The organism is Phycicoccus sp. DTK01 (genome assembly GCF_017312765.1).
GTDB classification, from domain to species: Bacteria; Actinomycetota; Actinomycetes; order Actinomycetales; family Dermatophilaceae; genus Phycicoccus; species Phycicoccus jejuensis.
This window is the reverse complement of record NZ_BOPU01000003.1, coordinates 72,332-84,483: the sequence shown is the minus strand read 5'-3', so window position 1 is coordinate 84,483 and position 12,152 is coordinate 72,332. Positions and strand designations below refer to the sequence as shown.

At 75.1% G+C, this 12,152-nt stretch carries 10 protein-coding genes; 4 read left to right on the top strand and 6 right to left on the bottom strand.

The features are described 5' to 3' along the window. Positions 1 to 11 precede the first annotated feature (11 nt). Positions 12 to 761 carry an ABC transporter ATP-binding protein gene (locus J3473_RS07905; protein WP_030527654.1) on the bottom strand — a complete coding sequence of 250 codons (750 nt, stop codon included), beginning with the start codon at positions 759 to 761 and terminating at the stop codon, positions 12 to 14. Further along, the gene (locus J3473_RS07900; protein WP_207022650.1) at positions 761 to 1,570 is read right to left on the bottom strand and encodes an ABC transporter permease; all 810 of its coding nucleotides are present in this window, start codon (positions 1,568 to 1,570) and stop codon (positions 761 to 763) included. Before J3473_RS07900 ends, J3473_RS07905 begins: the two co-directional genes overlap by 1 nt. 120 nt (positions 1,571 to 1,690) lie before the next feature. Here J3473_RS07900 and J3473_RS07895 point away from each other — a divergent pair, with 120 nt between their 5' ends. Next, the gene (locus J3473_RS07895; protein WP_030527656.1) at positions 1,691 to 2,728 is read left to right on the top strand and encodes a glycosyltransferase; all 1,038 of its coding nucleotides are present in this window, start codon (positions 1,691 to 1,693) and stop codon (positions 2,726 to 2,728) included. A 3-nt stretch (positions 2,729 to 2,731) separates the two neighbouring features. Here J3473_RS07895 and J3473_RS07890 read toward each other — a convergent pair whose 3' ends face one another. Together J3473_RS07890 and J3473_RS07885 are read right to left on the bottom strand one after the other, a co-directional pair. After that, positions 2,732 to 5,053 carry a CDP-glycerol glycerophosphotransferase family protein gene (locus tag J3473_RS07890; protein ID WP_207022649.1) on the bottom strand — a complete coding sequence of 774 codons (2,322 nt, stop codon included), beginning with the start codon at positions 5,051 to 5,053 and terminating at the stop codon, positions 2,732 to 2,734. Positions 5,054 to 5,106: 53 nt separating this feature from the next. Then, entirely contained in the window at positions 5,107 to 6,633 is a 1,527-nt protein-coding gene (locus J3473_RS07885; RefSeq protein ID WP_207022648.1) for an LCP family protein, read from the bottom strand. 167 nt (positions 6,634 to 6,800) lie between these two features. Here J3473_RS07885 and J3473_RS07880 point away from each other — a divergent pair, with 167 nt between their 5' ends. Together J3473_RS07880 and J3473_RS07875 are read left to right on the top strand one after the other, a co-directional pair. After that, on the top strand, positions 6,801 to 8,069 hold the full coding sequence (locus J3473_RS07880) for an LCP family protein (RefSeq protein ID WP_207022647.1): 1,269 nt from the start codon (positions 6,801 to 6,803) through the stop codon (positions 8,067 to 8,069). Between the two features lie 113 nt (positions 8,070 to 8,182). Further along, a complete protein-coding gene (locus J3473_RS07875; protein ID WP_242525769.1) occupies positions 8,183 to 9,694 on the top strand; it encodes an LCP family protein in 1,512 nt (503 codons plus the stop codon). A gap of 75 nt (positions 9,695 to 9,769) precedes the next feature. On the opposite strand, the gene aqpZ is transcribed toward J3473_RS07875, so the two are convergent. Continuing rightward, positions 9,770 to 10,504 (bottom strand): aquaporin Z, encoded by a 735-nt coding sequence (gene aqpZ / locus J3473_RS07870; RefSeq protein ID WP_207022646.1) that lies wholly within the window; start codon positions 10,502 to 10,504, stop codon positions 9,770 to 9,772. Further along, positions 10,501 to 10,932, bottom strand: a complete 432-nt coding sequence (locus tag J3473_RS07865; RefSeq protein WP_207022645.1) for an Asp23/Gls24 family envelope stress response protein — start codon at positions 10,930 to 10,932, stop codon at positions 10,501 to 10,503. The genes aqpZ and J3473_RS07865 overlap by 4 nt, the downstream gene beginning before the upstream one ends. 248 nt (positions 10,933 to 11,180) lie before the next feature. On the opposite strand from J3473_RS07865, the gene J3473_RS07860 reads away from it, so the two are divergent. After that, a partial coding sequence (locus J3473_RS07860) for a hypothetical protein (protein ID WP_207022644.1) occupies positions 11,181 to 12,152 on the top strand: 972 nt, incomplete at its 3' end.

The window sequence follows — 12,152 nt, the reverse complement described above, 5'->3', positions numbered from 1 at the left end:
GCCGGGCCTCCTCAGGCGTTGCGCTCGAGGTCGGCGTTGTACTGGTCGAGGACCTCGTCCATCGAGCCGTCGACGGCGAGCCGGCCGTGGCGCAGGTAGAGGGCGCGGTCGCCGAAGCGGCGCAGGTCGCGCTCGCTGTGGCTGACGAGGAAGAGCGTGCGCCCGTCGGAGAGCAGGTCCTCCATCCGCTTGTAGCACTTCTCGCGGAAGGCCTTGTCGCCCACCGCGAGCACCTCGTCGACGAGGACGATCGGCTCGTCGAGCGTCGTGACGACCGCGAAGCCGAGACGCACCTTCATGCCGGAGGAGAAGTGACGGTACGGGGTGTCGAGGCCGGCCTTCACCTGCGGACCGGCGAAGGCGACGATCTCGTCGAAGCGCTCGTCGACGGCTTCCTTGGAGACGCCGTGCAGCCCGGCCAGGAGGTAGACGTTGTCGCGCGCCGTGAGGTCGCCGACGAACCCGCCGGTCAGCTCGATGAGGGGGGCCACGCCGCCGTTGACGGTGACCGTGCCCTCGTCGGGCAGGAGCACCCCGGCGATCATCTTGAGCAGCGTCGACTTGCCGCCGCCGTTGCCGCCCACGACCCCGACGGCCTCGCCGGGGTGGATGTCGAAGGAGACGTCCCGCAGCGCCCAGAACGTCTCCTTGGACGTGCCGGACGAGCCGCGGAAGAGCATCTCGCGCACCGAGAGCCGGCGCCGGCGCGAGCGGTAGAACTCGACGCCGAGACCCTCGACGGAGATGACGGGCTCGGTCATCAGATCTCCTTGAGCACGGCGCGCTCGAGGCGGCGGAAGACCGCCACCCCGACGAGCAGCATGACGAAGGACACGACGACGGCCGTGACGACCGACCCCCAGACGATCGGCAGCCGGTCGTGCTTGAAGAAGCCGGCCCGCATCATCTCGAGGATGCCCGTCATCGGGTTGAGCCAGGTGATCTTGTCGTACGGCGCGGGGACCAGGTGCGTCGCGTAGATGACCGGGGTCGCGTAGAAGAGCATCCGCAGCACGATGCGCACGACGCGCTGCATGTCCGTGACGAGGACGGTCAGCGGCGCGAGCACCAGCCCGAAGCCGAGCAGCGCGACGGCCTGGAGGGCGACGGCGACCGGGAAGAGCAGCAGCCACGCGTTGAGCTGGGCCTCCCCCCGGACGAGGTAGAAGAGCAGGAAGGCCAGGAGCACCGGGAGCGAGAGCAGGTACTCGACCCCCTTGCTGAGGACGACGCGCACGACCCAGATCTCGCGCGGGAGGTTCGTCGAGCGCACGAGCTTGGCCTCGCCGGTCAGGGCGCGCGAGGTGTCGGTGAGCACCGTCGAGAACCACTGCCAGGCGAGCAGGCCGACGATGAGGAAGAGGAAGTACGGCTGGTGGCCGAGGTCGCCCCGCTTGAAGATGTAGACGAACACCACGAAGTAGATGAGCGACATGAGCAGCGGGTCGAGCACCGTCCACACGTACCCGAGGACGCTCTGCGCGTAGCGGATCCGCAGATCCCGCACCACGAGCGTCGCGAGCACGCTGCGACGGCCCCAGAGCCGCTGCGTCGTGCGTACCAGTTCCATCGAATCCTCGTCGCTCGGGTCGGGCCCGCGGTCGCGGGCCCGAGGGTCGAGAGTACCCGGTGCGCGTGCACCGCCCGATAGCCTGACCCGCGCCCCACCCGACGACCCCCAGGTGACCCCGTGTCCGGCCCGTCCGTGTCCTATCTCGTGCCCGTCCTCAACGAGGCGCTGCGCCTGCCCGACGCGGTGCGTGCCGCGCTCGCGCAGGACCACGACGGGCCCCAGGAGGTCGTCGTGGCCCTCGCCCCGTCGAGCGACGGCACCGAGGAGGTCGCGGCCCGCCTCGCCCGCGAGGACGCCCGGGTGCGGGTCGTCGAGAACGACGCCACCGACATCCCCGCGGGGCTCAACCGCGCCCTCGAGGCCTCGACCGGCGAGTTCGTCGTCCGGGTCGACGCGCACTCCGAGCTGCCCGCCGGCTACACCCGCCGGATGGTGGGCGTGCTGCTCGAGACCGGCGCCGCCAACGCGGGCGGCGTGATGCGCGCCGTCGGCCGCACCCCGCTGCAGGCCTCCGTCGCGCGGGCGTACAACAGCGGCCTCGGGCTCGGGGGCGGGGTGCACCACGGCGGCCTCGCCGCGGGGCCGGCCGAGACCGCCTACCTCGGGGTGTTCCGCCGCTCGGCGCTGGAGGCCGTCGGGGGCTACGACGAGACGCTGCGCCGCGGCGAGGACTACGACCTCAACGAGCGGCTGCGCGCGGCGGGGCTCGAGGTGTGGTTCGTCCCGGACGTCGAGGTGACGTACTGGCCCCGCGAGGCCTGGCGCCCGCTCGTCCGGCAGATGTGGGCCACCGGTGTGTGGCGCGGCGAGATGGTCCGTCGCCGTGGCCGCTCGCGGCTGCGCTACCTCGCGGCGCCGGCGGTCGTCACCGGGCTCGCCGCGAGCGCGGCCGTCGCCCTGACCGGCGCCGACCGCCGGCACCCGGTGCCGTTCGCCCTCGCGCACGCCGCGCCGGTCGCCTACGCCGGCTTCCTCGGCTACGTCGCGGCCCGCGCCGGCGCGACGGAGCCGGCCGACCGGCTGCGGGACGCCGCGGTGGTCGCGACGATCCAGACGACGTGGGGCGCGGGCTTCCTCAAGGGGCTCCTCGCGGGGGCCGGGACCACGGTCGACCGCTCGCGGCTGCGGCGGCACCGGGCGGTCCCCCGCCCCTGAGGCTCACCGGCGGGGCAGCGCCCCGACGTCGAGCAGGCGCCGCACGACGCGCTCGGCGGCGTGGCCGTCGTCGAGCGCGTTGAAGTCCGCCCGCCAGCGCGCGTAGCGCTCGGCCCAGCGGGCCCGCTCGTCCGGGTCGTCGGCACGGGCCACGGCGTCGGCGACCTCCTCGACCGAGCGCACGAGCGGCCCGGGGGCCCGCTCGCCGAGGTCCCACGCGAAGCCGCGCACCTCGCGCTCGTAGTGCTCGGCGTCGGCGACGTGGAAGACCATCGGCCGCCCGGTGGCGCTGAAGTCGAACATCACCGACGAGTAGTCGGTCACGAGGACGTCGGCGAGGGCGAGCAGGTCGCTGACGTCGGGGTAGCCGGTGACGTCGAGGACCCGGTCGGCGCCCACCTCGGCCCGCAGCCCCAGCGTGCGCGCGTGTCCGCGGGCCAGCACCGTCCACCCCGGGCCGAGCCGGTCGGCGAGGGCGACGGCGTCGAGGGGGTCGGGGCCGTCGAGGGCGTCGTCGCGCCAGGTCGGTGCGTAGAGGACGACCCGCGGCGTCGTGACGCCCAGGCGCGCCCGCACGTCCTCGCCGGAGGAGGTGACGACGACGTCGTTGCGCGGGTAGCCGAGCGTCCACATCGGGCGGGCGACGGCGTAGCTGCGGCGCAGCGCCCGGGCCGCGAAGGGGTTCTGCGCGAGCATCGCCGACCAGCGGGTCGACTGCTTGACGACCGCCGCGAACAGGCGCGGCGTGCGGTCGCGCCGGCCGAGCGCGATCCGCTTGAGCGGCGTGCCGTGCCACGTCTGGAGGACGAACTGCTCGCGGCGCGGGCGCCAGCCGTCCTCGATCCAGTCGTTGAGGACGAGCAGGTCGGCGCGGTCGCGGGCGGCCAGCCACTCGGGCGACCCGACGCGCACGGCCGTCGCGCCGGCGGGCACCTCGACGTCGTCGCGGGAGACCGACCAGTACCGCTGCACGTCCGGCGCGACCCGGGCCAGCTCGCGGTCGATGGCCGCGGGGTTGCACGAGACGTTGCGCCCGTGGAAGCTCTCGAAGAAGGCGGTGCCGCGGACGGGGCCCACCGGCGCGGTGGCGGGCCGTCCGAGCAGGGCGTCGACCCGGTCCACGACGCGCGCGGCCGCGCGCCCGTCTCGTCGCTGGTGGTAGCGGTCGGCCAGGGCGCGGGTGTGCCGCAGCGCCTCGTCACGCCCGGGCGCCCCGACCCAGGTGTCGGAGAGCCGGTCCAGCGCCTGCGCCCAGGTGCGCTCGACCCGTCCGCCGGTCGTCGCCGCGTAGGGCTCGTAGAGGCCGTGCCGCCGCGTGTAGTCCTCGAGGTCGGGCGCGAGGAACACGAGCGGGACCCCGGTGACCGCCGCGTCGAGGACGACCGACGAGTAGTCGCTGACGACGGCGTCGGTGGCCCACAGGACGCGCATCACCTCGGGCTCGAGCGCGGAGTCGAGCAGCCGGACGGCGTCGGACCGGTGCGACCAGTCGCCGACCGCGAGCGGGTGCGGGCGCACGACGAGCACCGCGTCGTGGGCGGCGAGCCAGGACTCGACGGCGGCCCACTCCGCCGATGTCGGCACGACGGGGTCGGCGGCGCCGTCGCGCCAGGTGGGGGCGAGGAGGACGACACGCCGCCCGCCGAGGTCGCCGACCGAGGCCTCCAGCCGGGCCCGCGCGGCGTCGCGCCTCTCCTGCTCGGTGCCGCGGAACAGCACGTCGGCGCGCGGCTCGCCGAGGACCTCGACCCGCTCGGGGTCGGCCCCGAGCGCGGAGGCCATGAGCGGCGCCACCGTCGGCGACGACACGGGCAGGAGGCCGATCCGGGCACCCCCGCGCCGGTACATCGCCCCGAGCAGGGCCGGGACGGGCGGAGCGTCGCCGAGCAGCGGCAGGCGCATCGCGGCCGGGCTGTCCAGGTGCATCCGCTTGAGCGGGCTGCCGTGCCACAGCTGCACGACGAGGGCTCCCCCGGTGCCGAAGCGGCTGGCGTCGCCGTAGCCGTGGGTGAGCACGACGACGGCGGCCCGGGTGGCGGCACGGAAGGCCGCGAGGGAGCCGTGGCGCAGGGCGCGGACCCCGAGGGCCCGGGCGTCCGCGGCCTCCTGCGGGGTGCGGGCGAGCCACGTCACCTCGGCGGCCCGGCCACGCTCCACGAGCTCCTCGACGAGGGCGCGGGCACCGTCGTGGACGCCGTAGGCGCTGCCGACCACCCAGGTCCCGGGACGCCGGGGCACGACCCTCGTCACGAGGTCCCCGAGCACGTACTGCGGGAGCCAGAGGACCTTCTCGGCGTTGCGTCGGGCGAAGGCGGTGTCGGGCACGGCGGTCAGTATTGCCCATCGGGTGACGGCGCCGACGGTGCGCGCGGCGGACGTCAGCCGGCCGAGCAGACGCCGGCGAGGTCCTCGGTGTTGGCGTCGGGGTCGGTGCCCGGGCGCTCCATCACGGCAGGTGTCGAGGCCTTGGGCGTCGGGGCGGCCTTCGGCGCGGTGCTCGTGGTCGCGGCGCCGCTCTTCGCGGCGGGCGACGCGGCCGCGGCACGCGGCGCCGGCGCCTTCTCGGAGGCGGCGATGGCCTTCGCCACGGTCGAGCGGACGACGGCCGGGTCGTAGTCCCACGGCTTGATGAGCGGCGGGACGAAGTTGACCGACGTGATCTTCTCCTGCTTGGTCTTCACCGCGACGTCGGCGAGCCCGGCGAGCGCGTCCTGCGGGATGTCGGTGCTGAACACGCCCTTGGAGGCCGCCGCGAGGTCACCGAAGTTGAGGAGCACGGTCTGCGGGTCGAGCTGCTTGACGAGGGCGGTGACGACGCAGCGCTGCCGGGCCATCCGCTCGTAGTTCGTCGACTGCGTGCGGCTGCGGGCGTACCAGAGGGCGTGGAAGCCGTCGAGGTGCTGGCGACCGGGCTCGATCCACTCGAAGATCTCGCGCGACCCGCCGCCCATCGGCGTGCGGCGCTGCACGGCGATGTCGAGGCCGCCGACGGCGTCGACGAGGCTGCTGAAGCCCTTGAGGTCGACCATGACGTAGTACTGGATGTCGAGGCCGGTCAGCGACTCGACCGCCTCCCGGGTCGCGAGCAGGCCCGGGTCGGGGGTGCCGGCGGGGAACCGGTCGGCGTGGTCGTGGCCCCAGGTGTAGAGCGCGTTGAGGAGGCACTCGTCGCCGCAGGTCCAGCCCTCGGGCATGAGGCCGGCCATGACCGACCCGGGGCGGAACCGGATGTTCTCGGTCTCGCGCGAGAACCCGAAGAGCACGGCACGACCGCTCTGCGCGTCGACGCTCGCGAGCTGGATGGAGTCCGGGCGCAGGCCGGTGCGGCCCGCGCCGCTGTCGCCGCCGAGGAGCAGGACGTTGTACCGGCCGTCGACCGCGCCCGCGGCCTCCCCGGTCCCGAAGACCGAGGTCATCGCGGCCCGGGCCGTGCCGACGGTCGTGCCCAGCCAGCCGACGAGGCCCGGGACGAGCAGGAGCACCAGGAGCAGCACGAGCAGCCGGCGGCGGTCGCCGGCCGGGAGCCGGTCCGGGCGCCCGAGCCGCCAGGCGTCGACGAGCAGGACGACCCAGAGGACCGCGAGGCACAGGAGCAGTCCCTGGAGGAGAACCAGGACGACGCCCGAGGTGAGCACCGAGAGCAGCGTGGTGCGGCTGACCAGCCCGACGAGCACGGCCACGAGGGCCAGGCAGAGCACCCCGGCCCACACCCGCAAGGCGAGGCGACCCAGCCGCTTGTTGCCGGCGGCGACCTGCGCGCTGCCGGGCAGCACGAGGGTGAGCACGAGGAGGGTGACGGCGCGGCGCCGCTCGCGGCTGCCGGCGCGTCGTCCCCGCGTGTCGACCCGCAGCGTGTCCCCGACCGCGTCGCGCTCGAGCAGGTCGGTACCCCGTCGCTCCTCCATGGTCAGCCAGTATCGGCACGCCCGGCGCGGGCGCGGCCGAGGCGCGCCGGGGGCCGGCCGAGCGCGCGACCGGCGCCGCGGCGCGCTCGGCCGGCCCCGCCGTCGCCGCCCTCCCGGCCGGTCCCGTCATACTGGATCGCCGCGACCGACCCGGAGGTGGACCCACGATGCGCGACGACGACCGCGCCCGACCGATCCCCCAGGGGTCCGACGACGACGTCTACGTCGTCGACACGCGGCGGCGCCCCCGGGCGTCCGCGCCCCGGTCCGCACCCACCGGCTCCCGCTCCGCACCCACGGGTGCCCTCCCCCGGACCCCGCGCCGGCCGGCGCCCGCCGAGCCCGCCGGCGGGTACGACGAGTACGGCCGTCCGCTCCCCGCGCGCGGCGGGGACGGAGGTCGCGGCGGCCGCCCGGCGCGCCCGGTGCGCGAGCCGCGGCCCCCGCGCCGTCGCCGTCCCGCCCGCCGGGTCGCGCTCCTCCTCGTCCTGCTCCTCGTCGGCTGGGTGGCCGTCACGGCCGCGGCGCCGTGGCACGCGTGGACGACGGTCAGCCGCGAGGACACCGAGCCCGCCGGCGAGCGCCCCGCCGCCGGCGACGGCCACACCTACCTGCTCGTCGGGTCGGACAGCCGCGAGGGGCTGAGCGCCGAGCAGAAGAAGGCGCTCGGCACCGGCTCCGCCGAGGGCCGCCGGACCGACTCGATCATCCTCGTCCACGTGCCGTCGGGCTCCGGCAAGCCCGCCCTCGTCTCCGTCCCGCGCGACAGCTACCTCCCGATCCCCGGCCGCGGCAGCAACAAGGTCAACGCCGCCTTCGCCTTCGGCGGTCCGAAGCTGCTCGTCCAGACGCTCGAGCAGGCCACCGGGCTGCGCATCGACGGCTACGTCGAGATCGGGTTCGGGGGCTTCGCCAACGTCGTCGACAGCCTCGGGGGCGTCGACATCTGCGTGCCGCGCGACATCAAGGACAAGAAGGCCCACCTCGACGTGAAGAAGGGCTGCCAGACCCTCGACGGGCCGACGGCGCTCGGGTACGTGCGGACCCGGTACTCCGACCCCAAGGGCGACCTCGGCCGGGCCGAGCGCCAGCGCCAGTTCCTCGGCGCCGTGATGAAGGAGGCCGCGACCCCGGGGACCGTGCTCGTGCCGTGGCGCTGGTGGTCCTTCACCCACGCGGCGGCCTCGAGCGTCTTCGTCGGCGAGGACACCTCGCTGCTCGACGCGTACCGCATCCTCTCGACGATGCGGAAGGTCTCCTCCGACGAGGCGCTGAGCCTCGTCGTGCCCGTGTCGGACCTCAACGCGACGACGCGGGCGGGCTCCTCGGTCCTCTGGGACGAGCAGCGCGCGAAGGAGCTGTTCGGCATGCTGCGCGACGGCACCCCGCTCGACGCGCCGCCGCCGGGGACGGACGGCACCCCCTCGGGTCGCTGACGAGGGCGACACCCGGACGGGCCCGACCCTGGACGCGCTCCCCAGCCCGGCTCGTTACACTCCCCGACGTCCCGCACCGCGGGGCCCTGACCAGCACCCGTGGGGAGGACCCGGTGGACGGCGTCGAGCCGGATGCGCACGAGACACCCGCGGCCGACGCGTCACGCTCCCGTCGCCGGGAGGTGCACGGCGGCCGACCGCGGTGGCGTCGCCGCCTCGCGATCGGCCTCGTGGCCCTCGTCGTCGTCGGGGGCGCCGGCGGCGCCGTCGCGGCGTGGCGGCTGAACTCGAACATCACGAAGGTCGACGTCTCGGGCGCGCTCGGTACCGACCGGCCCACGTCCGCCCCGCAGGCGCGCGGCGCCGTCAACATCCTGCTCGTCGGCTCCGACACGCGGGAGGGCGACGGCAACGACGCCATCGGCAAGGTCGTCGAGGACCCGGGCCAGCACTCCGACACCAACCTGCTGGTCCACCTCTCCAAGGACCGCTCGTGGGCCACGGTCGTCTCCATCCCGCGGGACTCGATGACCAAGGCACCCCCGGAGTGCTCCCCCACCGCCCCGAAGGACCAGTGGGTCACGCGGCAGTGGAACCACAACTACAAGATCGGTGGCATCGGCTGCCTCATCCGCACCCTCGAGGGCAACACCGGCGTGCGCGTCGACCACTACGGCGTCGTCGACTTCCGCGGCTTCCAGTCGATGGTCGACGCCCTCGGCGGCGTCCCGGTCTGCACCCGCGAGGCCATCGACGACAAGGAGTCGGGCCTGCGCCTGAGCGCGGGCACCCACACCCTCCAGGGCAAGCAGGCGCTCGCGTACGTCCGCACCCGCAAGTCGGTCGGTGACGGCTCCGACCTCGGCCGCATCCAGCGCCAGCAGGCCTTCCTCTCCTCGATCGCGCAGAAGGCCACCTCGAGCCAGCTGCTCTTCCAGCCCACGCGGCTCTACGGGTTCCTCGACGCCGCGACGCGCTCGCTGACCACCGACCCGGAGTTCGGCCTCGGCACGATGAAGGACCTCGCCGAGAGCGTGCGCGGCATCGGCCTGGACAACATCGAGTTCGTCACCGTCCCCAACGAGGCCTACGAGCCCGACCCCAACCGCGTCCAGTGGCAGGAGTCGGCGCAGGTCATCTGGACGGCGTTCCGCGAGGACCGCCGGCTCGGGCAGGAGCCGGAGGCCACCGCGTCGCCGTCCCCGACCGCGTCGCCGCTCACCGTCTCCCCCGACGACGTGCGGGTCGAGGTGCGCAACGGCTCGGGCGCCTCGGGTCTGGCCTCCCAGGCGGGCGCCGCCCTCGCGGTGCAGGGCTTCACCGTCACCGCGACCGGCAACGGGGAGCGCCGGACCGGCACGCTCGTCGAGTACGGCGCCGGGCAGGAGGAGGCCGCACGCACCGTCGCCGCCGCCTTCCCCGGGGCGACGCTCGAGGAGGCGTCCGGGCTCGGGAGGACCGTCCGGGTCACGCTCGGCGCCGGGTCCGAGAACGTCGTCGAGGTCGAGAACCGCACGGGGACGAAGGCCCTGCCGGACCAGCCGGTCAGCGCACCGAAGCCCGCCCCGACGCCGACGCCCACCATCGAGGCCCGCCCCGCCGACGCCGACATCTGCGGGGCCTGAGGACGCACCCGGTCCGACGACCGACGGCGGCCCCGGTGCGAGAGCACCGGGGCCGCCGTCGTCGTCAGGGCGAGGTCAGGGACGCAGCCGCGAGGCGACGAGCCCGCCGAGCACACCGCCGGCGAGCGGCGCGAGGACGAACAGCCACACCTGGCCGAGCGCGGCGCCGCCGGCGAACAGCGCCGGGGCGATCGAGCGGGCCGGGTTGACGGAGGTGTTCGTCACCGGGATGGACACGAGGTGGATCAGCGTGAGCGTCAGGCCGATCGCCAACGGCGCGAACCCCTTCGGGGCGCGCTCGCCGGTGGCACCGACGATGACGAGGACGAACACGGCCGTGAGCACGACCTCGACGACGAGGGCCGCGAGCAGCCCGTACTGCTGGGGCGAGCGGTCGCCGAAGCCGTTGGTCGCGAACCCGTCGGCCGTCGTGAAACCGGGACGCCCGGAGGCGACGGCGAGGAGGACACCGGCGCCGAGGACCGCCCCGACGAGCTGCGCCGCGACGTAGGCGGGCACGTCCCGCCACGAGAACCGGCCCGCCACGGCGAGCCCGACGCTGACGGCCGGGTTGAAGTGCCCACCCGAGAGGTGGCCCACGCCGTAGGCGGCGGTGGTCACGGCGAGGCCGAAGGCCAGGGCGACGCCGAGGTAGCCGACCCCGACGAGCACGGGTCGACCGTCGGCCTGCGCCGTCGCGGTGGCGGCGAGGACGGCCGTGCCGCACCCGGCGACGACGAGCCAGAAGGTTCCGACGAGCTCGGCGCCGAGCCGGCGGGTGGTCGAGACGGTCCCGGTCGTGGCCCTCATCGGTCGTCCTCCTCGGTGTGGTCGGTGCTGGTGGTGGGGTCCGGGTCCTCGAGGTCGGCGACGGTGACGTCGACACGGCCGACGCGCAGGCCGGTCATGCCCTCGACGGCCTCGACGACGTGCTCGCGCACGTCATCGGCCGTCTCGTGGACGGGGCGGTCACCGGTGGCGACGAGCTCGACCGTGAACGAGGCGGTGCCCTCGTCGACGACGACGGTGACGCCGGCGGTCGAGGTGGCGCTGCCGGTCAGGCGGTGCACGACCTCGCCGGCGAGGCGCTCGGCCCCGGTGCCGACCCGGGCGAGGCCCGGTACCTCGCGGGCGGCGAGGGCCGCGACGGTGCCGACGACCGAGTCGGCGATGCGGGTGCGCCCCCGGGCGGTGGGGGCGGTGGCGACGGTCCCGGCCGTCGTGGCGGGGCCTGTCATGGTGAACAGCTCCTTCTCTCTCGACGATGTGTTCCACCCCGTCAGTCGCCCGGGCGCGACGGAGCGCACGCCGTGTCGAGGGTGATGCGCGCCACACCGCCACCTCGTCCCCCGACCCTCGCCGTCGAGGGTTTGACCGCTTCTTGAGGAGATCTTTCTGGAGCCTCCGGCCGCCGCCGCCGATGGGGGATCACGATCCGAGGTGGCGACCGGCCCCTGGGACGCACGAGCCCGAGGGACGGACCCCGATGAGCGCTGCCACCCCGACGACCCCGCGCCGTGGACCAGCCACCGTCCTGCTCGCACCCGTCATCGTGGTCGTCCGGCGGTTGCGGCTCCCCGCGCGCCTGCTCCTCCTGACCGCCGTCCTGCTCGTCCCGGTGCTCCTGCTGGGGCGGTCCTACCTGGCCCTCAGCGCACCGGACATCGCGACGACCACCGCCGAGCGCGAGGGCCTGGCGGTCCTGCGACCCGCGGTCGGGGGGCTGGCCGAGCTGGCCGGTGGGCGTCCGCTCGACCTCTCGCCGCTGCGGGCCGCCGTGGCCGCGCACCCCGAGCTCGGTGTGGAGGAGGAGATGGCGGCCGTCGACGCCCAGGCCCCCGACACCACACCGGCCGGTGTCGCCGACACCGCGGGGGCCCTCGTGGACCTGGTCGCCGCAGTCAGCCGCGCGTCGAACGTCACCCTCGACGCGGACCTCGACTCCTCCAGCCTCGCCGACGCGACCTTCGCCGAGCTGCCCGACCTGCTCCTCGAGGCCACCCAGGCCCGCGTGCCCACCCGGGCCACGACCGTCGACGAGCGCGTCGCCGAGCGCGCCCTGTTCGGGGGCACCCTGAAGACCCAGGCCCGCTCCATCCGCGACGACCTCGAGGTGGCCGTCTCCGACACCGACCGCGCGGCCCTCGCCCGGGAGGTGCAGGGCCTGCGGGACGCGGCCGATGCCGCGGACGCGCTGTCCACGAGCGTCGTCCGTGACCTCGAGAACCGGGAGCCGGCCGACGTCACCACGGTGGCAGCCACGGCGACGAAGGCCGCCGAGCCGACGATCGACGCGTTCGACGCGCTGCTCGCCGGCCGCCTGGACGAGCTGACGGCCGCCCAGCGGGAGGACCTCACCGCGACCCTGGTCGCCCTGGTCCTGGCGTTGTGGCTGGTGGCCGGGATGGTCGTGCTCACCCGCCGCGACGCCGGCCGCACCGTCCACGCCGTCCAGGCC

Excerpts from the sequence above, each read along its gene's own strand:
- J3473_RS07885 (WP_207022648.1), bottom strand. The coding sequence starts at position 6,633 with ATGGAGGAGCGACGGGGTACCGACCTGCTCGAGCGCGACGCGGTCGGG.
- aqpZ (WP_207022646.1), bottom strand. The coding sequence starts at position 10,504 with ATGAGGGCCACGACCGGGACCGTCTCGACCACCCGCCGGCTCGGCGCC.
- J3473_RS07880 (WP_207022647.1), top strand. The coding sequence starts at position 6,801 with ATGCGCGACGACGACCGCGCCCGACCGATCCCCCAGGGGTCCGACGAC.
- J3473_RS07905 (WP_030527654.1), bottom strand. The coding sequence starts at position 761 with ATGACCGAGCCCGTCATCTCCGTCGAGGGTCTCGGCGTCGAGTTCTAC.
- J3473_RS07900 (WP_207022650.1), bottom strand. The coding sequence starts at position 1,570 with ATGGAACTGGTACGCACGACGCAGCGGCTCTGGGGCCGTCGCAGCGTG.
- J3473_RS07865 (WP_207022645.1), bottom strand. The coding sequence starts at position 10,932 with ATGACAGGCCCCGCCACGACGGCCGGGACCGTCGCCACCGCCCCCACC.